Origin of the sequence: Streptomyces capitiformicae (genome assembly GCF_002214185.1) — a bacterium.
In the GTDB taxonomy this organism is placed as follows: Bacteria; Actinomycetota; Actinomycetes; order Streptomycetales; family Streptomycetaceae; genus Streptomyces; species Streptomyces capitiformicae.
In genome coordinates this window covers 8,959,805-8,974,809 of the sequence record NZ_CP022161.1, presented here as the reverse complement: position 1 = coordinate 8,974,809, position 15,005 = coordinate 8,959,805, and the positions used below count along the sequence as shown (strand labels likewise).

General features: G+C 71.2%; 14 protein-coding genes. 5 read left to right on the top strand and 9 right to left on the bottom strand.

What is annotated here, in order from left to right; translation table 11 throughout:
• Positions 1 to 206 precede the first annotated feature (206 nt).
• Both CES90_RS40235 and CES90_RS40230 read right to left on the bottom strand, forming a co-directional pair.
• Entirely contained in the window at positions 207 to 1,196 is a 990-nt protein-coding gene (locus tag CES90_RS40235; RefSeq protein WP_189787805.1) for a D-2-hydroxyacid dehydrogenase family protein, read from the bottom strand.
• Between the two features lie 20 nt (positions 1,197 to 1,216).
• Entirely contained in the window at positions 1,217 to 1,498 is a 282-nt protein-coding gene (locus CES90_RS40230; protein WP_189787806.1) for a PQQ-binding-like beta-propeller repeat protein, read from the bottom strand.
• Between the two features lie 328 nt (positions 1,499 to 1,826).
• On the opposite strand from CES90_RS40230, the gene CES90_RS40225 reads away from it, so the two are divergent.
• Together CES90_RS40225 and CES90_RS40220 are read left to right on the top strand one after the other, a co-directional pair.
• Positions 1,827 to 2,126: a hypothetical protein gene (locus CES90_RS40225; RefSeq protein ID WP_189787807.1), complete on the top strand. Its 300-nt coding sequence runs from the start codon at positions 1,827 to 1,829 to the stop codon at positions 2,124 to 2,126.
• A 71-nt stretch (positions 2,127 to 2,197) separates the two neighbouring features.
• On the top strand, positions 2,198 to 4,102 hold the full coding sequence (locus CES90_RS40220) for a TerD family protein (protein ID WP_189787808.1): 1,905 nt from the start codon (positions 2,198 to 2,200) through the stop codon (positions 4,100 to 4,102).
• A 132-nt stretch (positions 4,103 to 4,234) separates the two neighbouring features.
• Here CES90_RS40220 and CES90_RS40215 read toward each other — a convergent pair whose 3' ends face one another.
• The 6 genes from CES90_RS40215 to CES90_RS40190 all read right to left on the bottom strand — a co-directional run bounded on the left by CES90_RS40215 (position 4,235) and on the right by CES90_RS40190 (position 9,726).
• On the bottom strand, positions 4,235 to 4,543 hold the full coding sequence (locus CES90_RS40215) for an SAM-dependent methyltransferase (protein WP_229914408.1): 309 nt from the start codon (positions 4,541 to 4,543) through the stop codon (positions 4,235 to 4,237).
• Between the two features lie 76 nt (positions 4,544 to 4,619).
• A complete protein-coding gene (locus CES90_RS40210) occupies positions 4,620 to 4,931 on the bottom strand; it encodes a hypothetical protein (protein WP_189787809.1) in 312 nt (103 codons plus the stop codon).
• Positions 4,932 to 5,109: 178 nt separating this feature from the next.
• Complete coding sequence (locus CES90_RS51435; protein WP_189787810.1) at positions 5,110 to 6,069, bottom strand: GNAT family N-acetyltransferase; 960 nt, start codon at positions 6,067 to 6,069, stop codon at positions 5,110 to 5,112.
• Positions 6,070 to 6,143: 74 nt separating this feature from the next.
• On the bottom strand, positions 6,144 to 7,556 hold the full coding sequence (locus tag CES90_RS40200; protein WP_189787811.1) for an MFS transporter: 1,413 nt from the start codon (positions 7,554 to 7,556) through the stop codon (positions 6,144 to 6,146).
• A gap of 236 nt (positions 7,557 to 7,792) precedes the next feature.
• Positions 7,793 to 9,130 carry an alpha/beta fold hydrolase gene (locus CES90_RS40195; protein WP_269801997.1) on the bottom strand — a complete coding sequence of 446 codons (1,338 nt, stop codon included), beginning with the start codon at positions 9,128 to 9,130 and terminating at the stop codon, positions 7,793 to 7,795.
• A gap of 347 nt (positions 9,131 to 9,477) precedes the next feature.
• Positions 9,478 to 9,726 carry a hypothetical protein gene (locus CES90_RS40190; RefSeq protein WP_229914416.1) on the bottom strand — a complete coding sequence of 83 codons (249 nt, stop codon included), beginning with the start codon at positions 9,724 to 9,726 and terminating at the stop codon, positions 9,478 to 9,480.
• Positions 9,727 to 10,137: 411 nt separating this feature from the next.
• Here CES90_RS40190 and CES90_RS40185 point away from each other — a divergent pair, with 411 nt between their 5' ends.
• Positions 10,138 to 11,262, top strand: coding sequence for a sulfite oxidase (locus tag CES90_RS40185; RefSeq protein ID WP_189787886.1), 1,125 nt, complete (start codon positions 10,138 to 10,140; stop codon positions 11,260 to 11,262).
• A 278-nt stretch (positions 11,263 to 11,540) separates the two neighbouring features.
• Here CES90_RS40185 and CES90_RS40180 read toward each other — a convergent pair whose 3' ends face one another.
• Complete coding sequence (locus tag CES90_RS40180; protein ID WP_189787887.1) at positions 11,541 to 12,992, bottom strand: hypothetical protein; 1,452 nt, start codon at positions 12,990 to 12,992, stop codon at positions 11,541 to 11,543.
• 114 nt (positions 12,993 to 13,106) lie between these two features.
• On the opposite strand from CES90_RS40180, the gene CES90_RS40175 reads away from it, so the two are divergent.
• Together CES90_RS40175 and CES90_RS40170 are read left to right on the top strand one after the other, a co-directional pair.
• Positions 13,107 to 14,372 carry a molybdopterin-dependent oxidoreductase gene (locus tag CES90_RS40175; RefSeq protein WP_189787888.1) on the top strand — a complete coding sequence of 422 codons (1,266 nt, stop codon included), beginning with the start codon at positions 13,107 to 13,109 and terminating at the stop codon, positions 14,370 to 14,372.
• An 11-nt stretch (positions 14,373 to 14,383) separates the two neighbouring features.
• On the top strand, positions 14,384 to 14,860 hold the full coding sequence (locus tag CES90_RS40170) for a hypothetical protein (RefSeq protein ID WP_229914417.1): 477 nt from the start codon (positions 14,384 to 14,386) through the stop codon (positions 14,858 to 14,860).
• Positions 14,861 to 15,005 lie beyond the last annotated feature (145 nt).

Below are 15,005 nucleotides of genomic sequence, written 5' to 3'. Positions count from 1 at the left end.
AGATAGCTGTGGGGCTGCCATGAGCGATGCGACATCCGATGTTCACCCGACGGCGACGGCCGCACGACCGACTCCCCGATACTTCACTCGAGAAGGGGGCGATCAATGCCGACGTACGGATTCGGGGGACCCCCTAGAGGACCGCGGGACCAGCGGCAGACAGTCGGGCGGTCCTCCGGGCGGACGACGGACTTTGACGACAGGGTCTAGCTCAGCACATCCGGGTTGTGGACATTGATCGGCTCACCCTGGGCGAAGGCCATGATCTGGTCGAAGGCGTTGCCGTAGAAGAACTCGTAGTTGTCGCGCTCGACGAAGCCTATGTGCGGGGTGCACAGGGCGTTCGGCAACCGCAGCAGGGGGTCGTCCGCGTCGGTCAGCGGCTCGTGTTCGAACACGTCGACCGCCGCCTTGCCGGGCCGGCCGGCCCGCAACGCCTCGACGAGCGCCCCGGGCCGGATCAGCTCCGCCCGACTCGTGTTCACCAGCAGGGCCGTCGGCTTCATCAGGGCGAGGTCGTCGGGGCCGATCAGACCGGTCGTCGCCTCGTTCAGACGCAGATGCAGACTCAGTACATCCGACTGCTCGAACAGGGCCTGCCTGCTCTCGGCAACCCGGAAGCCCGCTTCCCTCGCCCGGTCCAGCGAGCCCTGCCGGCCCCAGACCAACAGCTCCATACCGAACGCCACACCGACCTGAGCCACCATGGAGCCGATCCGGCCGAAGCCGTGGATACCCAGCGTCCGACCGCGCAGCCCCAGCCCCACGGTGCTCTGCCAGCGGCCCTCCCTCAGCGCGGCGCTCTCGAACGGGATGTCGCGCATGGCGGCGAGGATCAGGCCCCAGGTGAGCTCCACTGTGGGATAGGACGGGCGTGCGGTCAGGGCCGAGGAGACGATCACACCATGCCGGGTGCACGCATCGAGGTCGATGTGCGGTATCTGGCCGCTCTGACTGATCAGCTTGAGATTCGGCAGACGACTGAGCAGTGCTTCGTCAACCTTGGTGCGCTCGCGCAGCAGCACCAGAACGTCGGCGTCGGCCAGGCGCTCGGCCAGCACGTCCACGTCGGACACGAAGTCGTTCCAGATCGTGACGTCGTGGCCCTCCAGCTCGCCGAAGCAGTCCAGCGTACGGACGACGTCCTGGTAGTCGTCGAGGACGGAGACACGTAGCCTCCGCGGTGATTCGGTCATGGCACGCATTCGTCATTGCCTCACGCGTTCGTCGAAAGGTCGGCTACGAAGGTACCGGCGTAGATCGTGAGACACCTCTGTTCACGTGGGTCTGCGACTCCTTCGAGTCGGGACGACAGGTCCTCGCCCGCCGGCTCCGAAGTCCAGCGGTCCTCGCCGGTCGCGGCGTCGAGCACCACGACCACGAGCGTCGGCGCCGGGCTGATCCGCAGGGCCACGATCGAACCGGCGAGCAGCGCGCACGGTCGCAGGCTGGGCCCGTGGCGCCACAGCAGTGCGCCGTTCTCCAGGTCCAGTGCCATCAGTGCACCGTCGTGATCGTGCACGACAGCCTGCCTGCAACGCGCATCGACCACGCCGCGCGGAACTCTCGCCATCCTGGCTCCCAGTGGGTGTCGCAGGAACGCGGATGCGGGATCACGGGCCGGGCGGTGAAGCGTGCGGGCCGCCCAGCGCGACCAAGAAGGTCCGGGCCCGGCCGTGGGCCGCAGCGCACTCTCATCGTCCCCCCGGCCGGGGAGGGCGGCAAACGGGTCTGCCCCGTCATCCCGCTCGTCCTCCCGTCAGTTGACGCATACACCACCTGGCACCGGGGTCAGCGGGGTGCGTGCGAGGGCGAGGTGACGGCGCGTGGGTTCGAGGACGGCCCCGGCGTCGTCGAGGATCCGGGACAGTTACGCGGCCGTCTCCGCCTCGCGCTGGGCGGCCGTCAGGGCGTGGGCGCCTTGCAGCCGGCTCTGCTCGACGTGTGGGTGTCGTGGCCGAGCAGCCGACCGCGCTCAGCCGCGAGGCAGTGAACTCGGCGATCGCTTCGCCGGTGCGGCCGACGCGGGCGGCGAACGCCGCCTGGGTATCGAAGGCGACATCGTCCTGGACGACTGCTGCGTACCCGCCGCCGACCTGCTGGGCGAGGACACGACGACCTCGTGATGATTCTCCAAACAGGGGCAAAACGGCATACGGGTTGAAGGAGTGGTGAATAGCCGATCATCCTTGGCGCCATGAGTCTCGCCTCCGCCTCATTCACCGTGCCCGCTAGGGGCGACTACGCGCACGACTGGGCCTTGGTCGACGTGGAAACCTCGGGGCTCATGGCCCGGCGAGACCGAGTCCTGTCGGTCGCGGTGGTGACGATCGGTCCGGACGGCGAGCAGACCGGGGAGTTCTCGACGCTGCTCAATCCGGGTTGCGACCCCGGGCCGGTGGAGGTGCACGGGCTGACCGCCGAGCGGCTGCAGGGTGCGCCGACCTTCGACCAGGTCGCCGGTCGGATCGGGGCGATGCTCCAGGACCGGGTCCTGGTCGCCCACAACGCCCAGTTCGACTACGACTTTCTGGCGCACGAGTTCGCCCGCGCGCGGATGTGGCTCCCAGTGTCGCAGCGGCTGTGCACCCTGGCCCTCAACCGCCAGGTGGATCCACCTACGGATGACATGAAACTGGGCACCCTCGCGGCTCACTACGGTGTTCCCCAGCAGAACGCGCACGATGCGCTGGACGACACCCGGGTGCTGGCCGGGATCCTGCGGGCGTCCCTGCGCGAGGCGGCGCGGCTCGATCTGCCGTTGCCGCTTGTGGCCTGCCCGCCCCGGGCAGAGTCCCACTTCACGCCTCAGCCGCCCAAGAGTCCGTGCGCCTACCGCAATCCGGGGCGGCTGACTCCCGGCGGGCCGCTCCAGCAGGGGATGAAGATCGCGATAACCGGTGAGACCGCCCACGCCCGGGCGGAGCTGGTCGGGCGGGCGGTTGCCGCCGGGCTGAACATGATGACCTCCGTGAGTCGGCACACCAGCGTGCTGGTCACCAACGAGCCGACGTCCGCTTCGGCAAAGGCCCGACGCGCAGCCGCCGAAGGCGTGCCGGTCATCGAGGAGCACACCTTCCTGCGGCTGCTGGCCGACGTACAACCCGGGACAGCGCATGAGGCGTCGGCCAGTTCCGCCGTGATCGCCCCGGTGGCGGCGCCGGCGACGGCACGAGTCCGGGCCACCGAGCCCGAATCCACCACTGCACCTGTGCCGGAAGTGCCGGTCCTGCCGCCGCCCTCCTCCGACGTATCTGTCCCCGCTCCGCGCCAAGCCCGCGACTCGGCCAGCACGTTGAACAAGCCGCTGACGGGCCACCGGGTACTGGTGCTCGGCGGTATCCATGCCGATGCCGCCGCGGCCCGTACCCACGTCGTCCGGCTGGGTGGATCCGCGGCCATCAACCTGTCGGCCAGTGTCACCGACGTCGTTCTTCTCACCGGTGGCGAGAAGGACCGCCGCATGAACCGCATCACCGCCCTTGAACTCCCCGTGCACGACGAGCATTGGCTCACCGCACCGACAGCCGCCGATCAGGGCACGACGCCCGTCCGGGCACAAGCACCACAGGTGATGCCGAGGGGCGGCGTCATCGACCTGCCCATGCCCCACGGCACACCCGCGCCCGAGTGGTACGTCACGGCCAGCTGGGCTCCGCAGACCGGCTGCGAGATCGATGTCGTCGCCTTTCTCCTCGACGAGGATGAACAGGTCACTTCGGACGAGGAGTTCATCTTCTACGGCGCCCCGGAAAGCCCCGTCGGCACCGTGCGGCTCCTCACCGGCGGCCCCGCCGAACAGACCATCGCCGCCGACCTCGCGTCCCTGCCGCCCGCGACCCGCAAAATAGTCATCGCCGCGGCCATCGACGGCGCCGCCACCTTCGGGGCCGTCGGCGCGATCCAAATCGGTGCAGCCCCCAGCAGCAGCGGAGCACCCATCGCCCGGTCCACCCTGGACGCCGCCACAACCGAACGCACCATGCTCCTCGCGGAGATCTACCGCAGAGGTCCACTCTGGCGCCTGCGCACCGTCGGCCAGGGCTACAACCACGGCCTCGACACCCTCGCACGCGGGTACGGCGTGGATATCGCTGATTGAACGACGGTGCCTGAGGTGCAAGTCTGGGCGTCCGCCAGATCAGGCACGGCGACGCGGTGCCAGTGAGACAGCACTCGTTCGTCGTGGGCGCGGGGCGCGCGCCCGAGGTGGACCAGGGGATCCAGCAGATGGTCAGTGGCTCCGTCGGCATCTCGCGCGTGAGACGAACCCGAAGCGCTCCGCCTCGTAGGGCAGGTGGTTGAGGGAGCCGGTGACGACTTCGATCAGACCGTCCAGTCCGCGGCGGGCGTTGGCCGCGCGGTGGCGCCGGTTGTGCTCCTCGCTGAGGTTGAGGGCCACCACCCGGCAGCCGAAGCGCTCGGCGAGCGCTCGGGCTGAACCGCCGCACCCCGAACCGAGGTCGAGTAACGTCGCGCCAGGCTGAGGAGGCCCGCGATCCGGCCTGCGGCCTGCTGCACGGTGCCGCGGGAAGCTTCCGATTCACGTCCGGGTAGGAGGAATTCGAACCGGTGTGGTGCGTTGTGCGCAGCAGCGAGAGTGATGCGCCCGCGTCGGTTCACCTGGCTCTGACGGTGATCCGCGCGTGGTCGTACCCACCAGGGTCGGGCGACGGGTAGTAGGTGATCGTGAACGTTCGCCGTACGTCGCCGGAGCGGTCGGAGTACGTCACCTCGGACGGGCTGGTGCGCTTCGGCCGGGCGGTGATGTCGTACGTGCGAAGGAAGTCCTTGACGCTTGAGTCCTGGCCGTTGCCCACCTCGTACCGGGGCACCGCGGTGCCGTCCTTCTCCACCTTCGCGTACGTCGGTATGTAGTAGCGCCCCGCGGCTTGATGCTGATCGTGGTGCATCCCCGCCTTGCGCTCCACCGCCTCCTCCGGGCCGTCACCGACTGTGGAGTTCCTGCGCGTTCGGTGCGGATATGGGTGTGACGGAATCGGGCTCTGCACTCACGACTTCCCCCCGTGCTCGACGCGGACCCGCTGTGGAGCGGCACGCTTCGACGACTGTGCGATCACTCGTCGTGGGACCCTAGCCGCTCGGAGCTCAGTGCGCGGACAACACCAGGCGGCGGGAGTCGTTGCGGTACCCGACGCGCTCGAAGGCCGCGGCCATCGGAGTGTTCGTGAGGTCGGTCTCGGCGCGGACCTTCTCCGCTGTGGTCTCGGTCACCAGGATCCGGGTGATCTCGGCCAGGATGTCGTCCGCGTATCCACGGCCGCGGTGTTGGGGCAGCACACCCAGGTAACCGACCACGGGGACGGCGTGGTTGCGCGAGGGGAGGCCAAAGCCGACGGGTCGGCCGTCGGGCGTACGGGCCACTCGCCACCAGGACCGGTCCCCCAGCATGGTGTCGCGGTAGAACGTCACGTCCCGGCGGGCCTGTGCGTCGGCTCCGATGCTCGCGGCCCCCTTACGGGAGTGGGTGTCCAGGGTGCGTGTCAGGACCCGGCGGAGGAGGTCGACGAAGACCTCGTCGTCGGGTTCGGCTACGAAGGCCAGGCGTCCGGTGGGTTCCGGGAGACGGGTGCACGGTGTCCATTCGTAGCGCAGCCGTTCCAGCGTCACCACGAGCCCGGAGAGCCGGGCGGCTTCCTGACGCCAGGCCACGGTCTCGACCGAGTCGGGCCGGGCGCGCCAGTCACCGGGGAGGGTCAGGTGGTAGTCGGGCGCTGTGTCCACACCGGCTTCGGCGAAAGCCGCGTGTGCGGTGGTGAGCAATCCGGATGCCAGGGCCGTACGTTCGTCGGCCGACCGGATGGAGTCATGGACGAACAGTCCGTCGAGAGTGCCGGGCAGGTCCGCGTCCGGGGCGCCCCACCAGACGGCTAAGGCCGACGGCACGGCGCCGGGGGCGTCTTCCGCGATCCAGGTGCGGGCGAGGCGGTACTCGCCGGTGGAGAGCCGGGCCGTGTAGGTGTCGGCCGTGATTCCGCCGGCCTCGTCGGCGACGATCAGGGGGAGGAAGCGGTCGAGGTCGGATGCGGTGGTGGGGCGGAAGAGCACAGTGACTCTGCTTCGTTGGAGGGGTGGTGGGGCTGGGGCCGGGCCGGGGGCCGAGCGGGTGTCCGGAGTGTCCTTCAAGGGCGGGCCGGGGGCCGGTCCGGTCCGGGCGGGGCCGTGTTCATCGCGCACTGCCGGTCGGCGGGTGGCGGACCCACGGTAGATGACGGGCACTCGGCGAGCGACGGGCACTCGGCGAGGGACGGGCACTCGGTGGGCAGGGCGGTGACGATGTGGTGGCGCCCGATCAGGGCGGTCACGGCCACGATCAGGCCGGTGCAGCACAGGAGCAGGGCGCTGCCACGGTCGCGGGTCGTGTCGAGGAGGCGGCCCACGGTGTCTGCGAGCGGTCCGCCGGGATTTACCAGCGGGCCGAAGACGTGGGAGGCGAGCGGTCCGGCCACCAGATAGCCCAGCATGATGCCGCCCTGGGTGAACATGCGGCGCAGAGCGAAAACTCGGCCCTGGGCCTGCGCGGCCACCGCGGACTGCCAGAGGACCTGGGCACAGCTGCTGACCACCGGCAGGCCGAGGAAGAAGACGAAGGCGGCTGCTGCCAGAGGGACCGGCCGCGGGAAGAACCCGGCCTGTAGGACCGCGACCCCGCTGAGGACGGTGGCCACGGTGACCCAGGGCAGCGGACGGCGCGGGGTGCCCCGCACGGACAGGGCGATGCTGCTGATCGCCAGCCCCAGTCCCCCGGCGGTGCTGACCATGGCCACCGCGGCAGTCTGCTCCGCCTCGGGGGTGGCGGCGAGGACCAGGGGCAGTAGCAGGGCCGTGGCGATGGCCTCGGCCGCGTTGAGGACGGTGACCAGGCGCAGCAGGCGTTTCAGGGCGGGCTGTTTGGTGAGCTCCCGTCGGCCTTCGGTCAACTCGACCCGCCAGCCGGGGCGTTCCCGGCGGCTCCCGGCGCTCTTCGGCCGGCCGGTGAGCTCGGGGAAACGGGCGAGGAGCAGGGTGAGCACCCCCAGCCCGAACGAGACGACGTCGGCCACCAGTACGGCGCGCAGTCCGCCCACTTCGAGCAGGACGGCGGCGAGCATGGGGCCGAGCAACTGGGCGGCGGCCAGGGCTGTCTGGGTCATCGCACTGGCCCGGCCGCGTTGTTCCGGCCGGACCATGCCGGTGACGGCGGCGGCGAGTGCGGGCCACTGGAATGCGGCGCAGCAGGACTCCAGGACGATGACCGCATACACCTGCCACACGGCGAGGTGTCCGGTCGTCTGGGAGACAGCCAGGGCCACGGCGCCCAGCATCGCCGCCGCGTCCGCACAGAGCAGCACGGTACGGCGCCGGTGACGGTCCACCAGGACCCCTGCGGCCGGCGCGGCCAGTATGCCGGGGGCGAAGGCGAGCAGCAGGCCGGTGGCGAACTGGGTGACGGATCCCGACTGTTGGTAGATCCAGAGGCCGAGGGCAAATCCGGAGATGCTGGACCCGAGTGCGGTGACCAGTCGGCCCGCCCAGACGAGGACGAAGGTGGTCATGGCAGGGCCACAGGGGACGGGGCGAGCGGCAGGGGCAGGGGCAGGGTCATGGGCGGCTCCGTTCGGAGGCGGCTGCGGCGGGCCGGACGGGGAGACAGGTGGCGGTGCGGGGGTGCGGGGGTGGCGCGGCCGAGACCGGGGCCCGGATCAGCCGGGGTCGGGCCATCCGAGCCCAGGCCGGCGACCGGGGTCGAGCGGGTCCGGGCTCGGCGAAACACCTCCGACGCCTCCCCCGGTCAGCGCAGGTGGGTGGCGAGTATCGGGCCGATCTGTGCCAGGGCCTCCGGCGTGGTGAAGTGGCTGTGCGGGATGTCCAGCGGGTGGTTCTCCAGCGGGCCGTCCACGTGCGCGGCCCACCGGTCGGGCAGTGGGGTGCCGTCGGCGCCCCGCCCCGGCAGGGCCTCGAAGAAGAGCACGGGGCCCCGATAGCGGCCCGGCCGCTCGCCCTGGGTCAGCGCGATGTTGTTGGCGGTCACCTTCACCAGCCGGCGCAGGGCCACCGGGTCCAGCCCGCCCAGTACGCTGCCGCGTTCCCGCAGCAGCTCCAGCACGGCGTGGGCGCCGGGGAGTCCGTCGCCCAGGACGTCCGTGGCGTCCGCGGGAGCGGTGGCGGTGGCGGTGGCGGCGAGCGCGTCCAGCTCGTCGAGGCCCAGTCCGTCCAGTGCCAGGGAGAGGATCTCCGCCGCACCGGGCTGTCCGGCATGCCGGACGCGTCCGGTCGGGTGCGAGTCGAGCATTGCCAGCAGCGCCACCTCTTCGCCCGCCTCCTGGAGCTGACGGGCCATCTCGTGCGCCACCGTGCCGCCGAAGGACCAGCCGAGCAGGTGGTACGGGCCGGCGGGCTGCACCTCGCGGATCAGCCGCAGGTAGTCGGCCGCCATGTCGGTTACGGAGGTGGGCAGTTCGCCGTTACCGTCGAGCCCGCGCGCCTGCAGTGCGAACAGCGGCCGGTCGTGGTCCAGGTGCCGGGCCAGCCCGGAGTAGCACCAGCCGAGGCCGCCACCGGGGTGTACGGCGAACAGCGGCGGACGGGTTCCTCCGGTGCGCAGCGGCAGCAACTGGCCGAGCCCGTCTGAGGATCCGTTGCCGGAATCGGCACTCATCCGCTCCGCGAGCAGGGCCACGGTGGGCGTCTCGAACAGGGCCCGCAGGCCGATCTGGACACCCAGTTCCTCGCGTACCCGGGCGGTCAACCGGGCGGCCAGCAGCGAGTGGCCGCCGAGGTCGAAGAAGTTGTCGTCGATGCCCACGTGGTCGACGTCGAGGATGGTGGCGAAGAGCCCGCGGAGGTTCTCCTCCCAGGGCGTCCGGGGAGCCCTGCCGGCAGAGGTGGAGTTCGTGCCGGGGGCGGGCAGGGCACGCCGGTCGAGCTTGCCGTTGGGGGTCAGTGGGAGGGTGTCGAGGACGACCAGCGCGGAAGGCACCATGTAGCCGGGCAGCGCCTTCGCCAACTCCCGCCGCAGGTCGGCCGGTTCGACGTCTGCCTCGGTGCGCGGTACGAGATAGCCGACGATCTGCCGGTCACCCGGCCGGTCCTCGCGGACCACCGCTGCGGCCGCCGCCACCGGTTCCAGGGCTGCCAGGGCACCGACTTCACGGAGGCGGTGCGGCTGGGTGAGGAGATCGCCATCGGCGTGCTGCGCGAGGCGAAGGAAGTCACCCTGGAGGACGCGGTGTTCACCCTGAGCCGGTTCGACGGCAGCACCCTCGCCGTCTGACGCTTCGGCCCTCTCGCCCGGGCCGGCTCACCGGCTCGCCTCGTCGACCCTCCGAGGGAAGAGCGGGGCGCGCCGACGAGGCCGTGCCGGAGCCGCCCGGGAGCCCGAGAGCAGCGCCTTGGGGCTGGGCCCGCACAGCGGGTCCGGGCCCAGGCTGTGAGAAGGCGGGCCCTCCGGCGGACTTCCAGCTGTCCGGGGCCGCTTCAGGATGCGCGGCCGGGCGCTTGCCGGCCGCCGGTTTCCGTACCACGTGTCCTGCGGGTCCTCCGGCGGCGGGCGAGCGCTGCCACTGTGATCAGCAGCCCCGCGAAGACGACGGCGATGGCCGCGGTGCCGAGGGTGTCCAGGAACTCGGCGATGGCGCGCTGGACGGTGCCCGCGGCGTCGATGACCGGGTCCTGGGTGGTGGGGTCGTGCTGGACGCGGATCTCGTACCAGCCGTAGTACGCCACGTCGCGCCCACGCCCAGGAGCAGCGCGCCGCCGAGCCGGGGCGCGACGGCGCCGAGACGGCGCAGCCGCGTGACCGCGGTGGTGCGGGTGAGGGCGACGGTCAACGAGGCGGCACCGGTTCGGTGACGTCATCCGGCGGTGACCGGCTGGGCGGAATCACGGACGGTGACGCCGCCATGGGCACGCCGGAGCAGACCTTGGCCGGCGTTGGATGGCGCAGCCGTGCGGGACCTTGGTGCGGATCTCACATGGAAGGCGGGAAGCAGCGGTCACACCGTTCGCGGCGGCGCCGTGGAATCAGCGCACGTTCGGCACGCTGTCGCCCCACCCCGGCCCGCGCTATGTGTTGCGGGGCAGGGTGGGTACGGATACCGCCGTGCACGGCTTGGAGCGGACGCGGACAATGTGGACATGGACCGTCGACTCTGCGACGTGAGCGCATCCGCCCGGCTGGCCGGACCGGACGAGGGCATCGGCCGGGACGAACTGGCGCTCGCCACCCGCAACCACGGCCTGCCGCTGGAGGCCCTGCGCTACGACGTCACCCCGCCCGGGCTGCACTACGTCCTCACGCACTACGACATCCCGTACGTCCCCGGCGACGAGTCCTGGGAGCTGACCATCGGCGGCCGCGTCCGCCGTCCCATGAGCTTCGAACCGGCTGACCTGCGCGCGTACCCCGCCGTCACCCTCCGCGTCACCCTGGAGTGCGCGGGTAACGGGCGGGCTCTGCTGACGCCCCGGCCGGTCAGTCAGCCGTGGCTGGTCGAGGCTGTCGGCACCGCGGAGTGGACGGGCGTACCGTTGCGGCTGCTGCTTGCCGATGCCGGAGTCGAGGACGGTGCCGTCGACGTCGTCTTCACCGGCGCCGACCACGGTGTGGAGCGCGGCGTCGAACAGGACTACCAGCGCGCCCTCCCCGTGGACGTGGCCGTCGGCGAGGAGTCCGACGTGCTGGTCGCCTACGGGATGAACGGTGCCCCGCTGCCCCCGCAGCACGGCCTCCCGCTGCGTCTGGTGGTGCCCGGCTGGTACGGCATGGCGCATGTGAAGTGGCTGCGCGACATCACCGTCACCGACAGGCCGTTCACGGGGTTCCAGCAGTCCGTGGCCTACCGGCTCAGACGGCACCCAGAGGAGGAGGGCGAGCCGGTCACCCGGATCGCGCCGCGCGCCCTGCTGGTCCCGCCCGGCTTTCCGGACTTCATGTCCCGGGCACGGGTCGTCCGGCCCGGCACGCTGACGCTGGAGGGGCGCGCCTGGTCGGGGCGGGCGCCGGTGACGCGGGTGGAGGTCAGCACCGACGGCGGACTCGGCTGGGGCGAGGCCGAGGTCGAGCCGGCGGGCACGCATCGCTGGGCCTGGGGCCGGTGGCGCTTCGCGTGGGCGGCCACCCCCGGCGACCATGTCCTGACGGCGCGGGCCACCGACGCCGAGGGACACACCCAGCCCCTGGAGCAGCCCTGGAACCGGGGCGGTTTCGCCAACAACCTCGTCCAGCGCGTTCCCGTCGTGTGCCTGGAGCCCGACGACTGAACGGGTGGAGCAGCGGGCTCGGCCACCCCGTCAGAGCGGCAGGTCCCCACGTCCCACGCCCGTCGTTGACCGGCCTCGCCGACGACCTCACCCCATTCACGTACCAGCGTGGAGAACTCCTCCCCCCAGCGGCCCGGGCACTCTCCGCCGTTGGGGTAGGCCAACCCCTACGCTTCCGAGTAGATCCAGGACGCCCGGCAGCGGACCGCCTCCTTGAGCGGGTGGCAGAGATCTACGGGATGGGGATGCCGGGACCTGTCACCTCCCGTCACCTCCCGTCACCAGCCGGTCATCAGCAGGTGATTCAGAAGCAGAGCGAGCGCGGCCTGCGCCGCGAGCCAGGCCCGGGGGCGGGTCAGGAACGCGCCTGCGGCCAATAGCCACAGGGCGAACGGCAGCCAGATGCGCTCGGTCTCCGCCTTGCTCATCCCCGACAGGTCGGCGATGAGCAGAGCAGCGAATGCGGCGGTGACCAGCAGGGCGAGGCGGAGGTCAGGGGAGGTGCCGGACCAGCCCGCCCGGGGCACGACGCGCCGACGGAGGAGAGAGACAACACGTACGGGAGTGCCGTGGCGGTCGTCTGTCCGCACCCCCGTCTCTGGAGCGTTGAAGGGAGAACGTGCCTTGAGGCGTGCCGGAGACCCAAGGAACGTGGCGCCGGTTCGCCGCAGGCCGGCTACTGTCGCCGGGCCCACGATCAGGACCGTGCAGGCGAGGTTGGCCCACACCCAGTAGCCGTAGGGCCGGATGCCGCCGGCCCCTTGGTAATAGCGCTCGACGAGGAGGTGGTACGCCTCCCACCAGTTGAAGCCCGCGAGGGTGAACACGAGCGGGACGACAGTGACTCCGGCGAGGGCGTAGGGCAGGGGCCGGGTTCGTCGAGGGCCGCCGAGCAGCAGGACGGCGCCCGCGATCACGGCGAAGAGGGTGAGGCCGTAGGAGAGGTAGCAGGTGAGGCCGAAGAGGAGACCGGAGGCGAAGCCGGTGAGCCGCGGCCGGTGTCCGGTCACCGCGAGGGCGAGGAACGCGATGGTCCAGGCGGCGACCGCCGCGAAGTACCCGTCCGCGGACGTGCCCATCCACACCGCGGCCGGCGTCAGAACCAGGAACGGCGCCGCCCGGCGCGCGAGTGCCTCGTCCGCGAGCGCCCGCACGGCGACGAGTATCGCTACGCACGCCGATGCGCCGACGGTGATGCACCAGATTCCGGCCCAGCCCCCGCCGCCGAGCCCGGCCCGGTCGAGCAGGACGAACGTGACCGTCGCCGCCGGAGGGTGGCCCGCGACATGCGGGGGCCAGTGGTCGGGGGAGTGGAGCAGGATGTGTCCGGTGAAGTCCCGCAGTGTCGCGGGGATGTCCTGGAAGCGGTCGATGACCTGCAGGTACTCGTACCTGCTCGTGAGCCGCACCGCGATCCCTCGCTGCCAGCCGTCGATCAGCGCCAGTGACCACGTCCACGCCATCGCCGCACCCCAGGCGGTGCCCAGCAGCGCGCGCCACGGCAGCCGGGCGGCCACGCGCGGGCCGTACGCCACGACGCCGACCGCGACGACCAGTGCAGCCGGGGTGCCGGGGCCGACGTGGGGGCCCCAGTTGGCGTACAGGGGCGGCCAGCCCACGTGCAGGTTGTCGTAGGTGAAGTGGAGGTGCCGACCGACCAGGACGGCCGCCACGACGAGGAGGACGGCGGCCAGGACAGCGGCCAGGTCGCGGAACGGGGTGCGGATCACACACGGAACGCTAGGGCGGAAGGGGTCGAACAGGGTCGCCCGCGGTGCTGACGTCACAGTTTCGTCATGGGTCGCGCACCCCTGTACAGGCACGTTCCTGCCTAACGTCGGAACATGCCCGACCAACGACTGCCTTCCTCCCCCGGATTCTGGCGCAGTCCCCTGCGCGGTCCGTGGTTCACCTCGGTCCTCGGTGTCGTGCTGCTCGTCGGGATCACCGTGCTGTTCGCGACCGGGCTGCTGTCCTACGCCGCGTACAACCCCGACCTGTCGCCGGTCAACGACAAGACCCCGGACAAGGGACTGCTCGGCTTCTACCTCTTCGCCTGGCCGACGCGTCCGTACTGGCTGTACCGGCTCAACCAGGGCGTCCACGTCACGCTCGGGATCATGCTCGTCCCTGTCCTGCTGGCCAAACTGTGGTCGGTGGTGCCCAAGCTGTTCGCGCTGCCGCCGGCCCGGTCGCTCGCCCACGCCCTGGAGCGGATCTCCCTGCTGCTCCTCGTCGGCGGTGTGCTGTTCGAGTTCGTGACGGGCGTGCTCAATGTCCAGCTGGATTATGTCTTTCCCGGTTCCTTCTATCCGCTGCACTTCTACGGCGCCTGGGTGTTCTTCGCCGCGTTCGTCGTTCACGTGGTGCTGCGGGCGCCGGCTGCCGTACGCAATCTGCGTCGCATGAGGGAGGGGAAGGGCCCGCAGGAGGAGGCCGGTATGGAGCCGGACTTCCCGCTGGTCTCCCCGCGGCCTGAGGAGCCCACCGTGTCGCGGCGCGGGGCGCTGTGGTTCGTCGGGGGTGGTTCGCTGCTGTTGTTCGGGACGACCGTGGGGCAGAACTTCGACGGTCCGCTGCGGCGGACGGCCCTCCTTGCGCCGCACGGGGGTGCCGATCCGGGCAGTGGCCCGGGCGGCTTCCAGATCAACAAGACGGCCGCGTCCCGGGGTATCAGCGCCGCCGAGACGAGCGACGCGGCGTGGCGGCTGGTCGTCAGGGGGCACTCCGGGACCGTCCGGTTGAGCCGGGCCGAGCTGCTGGCACTTCCCCTGCACAGTGCGGCGCTGCCCATCGCCTGTGTGGAGGGCTGGTCGACCTCCGACCAGTGGTGGCGGGGCGTACGGCTGCGGGATCTCGCCGCCTTGGTGGGATACGACGCGGACGCGGCGCCCGACGTCCTGGTGGAGTCCCTCCAGCGGCGAGGAGCGTTCCGCTCGGCGGCCCTGCGCGCCAACCAGGTGCGCGACCCACGCTCCCTGCTCGCCCTGGACGTCAACGGCGAGCCGCTCACCCCCGACCACGGCTACCCGGCCCGCATCATCGTCCCCGCCGCTCCCGGCGTGCTGAACACCAAGTGGGTGGCCCGGATGACGTTCGGCGACCTCTGAGAGGACTTCCGATGAGACCTGTGACGCGCATCCGTGCGAAGGTGGGCAGCCCGCTGCAACTCCTGCTTCTGGCCTGCTCGTTCGCGTTGGCCGGTTATGCGGGTGTGCGGCTGCTGGCGGACGACTGGTTCCAGGTGGCGGTGTGGTTCGTGGGGGCGGCACTCCTCCACGACCTGGTGCTGCTGCCGCTGTACGCGGTGGCGGACCGCGCGGTCATACGGTCGCTCGGTGCGGCCGGCCGCCGGGAGTGGGCCCTGTACGTCCGTGTGCCGGCTGCTCTGTCCGGGCTGCTCCTGCTCGTGTGGTTCCCGCTCATCAGCGGCCGGGTGGCGGACCACTACCCCTCGGCGACCGGCCTGTCCGGAGACGGCTTCCTCGCCCGCTGGCTGTTGATCACGGCCGTGCTCTTCGGCGGGTCGGCGCTGCTGTTGGTGCTGCGGCTGTGGTTGGGCAGGGCGACGAAACAGCGGCCGCCGACCGACCACTGATCGACGGTACGCCAGCCCAGCGGGCGGGCGTGCCGGAGCAGCGCCGGGGTGCCGAGCCGGGCCCAGGGGAACATGGCGCCGGCGGTCCCCGAGGCATCGGTGCCGCGCACGATGTGGACGTTGATGCGCTCGTCCACGTCCACCG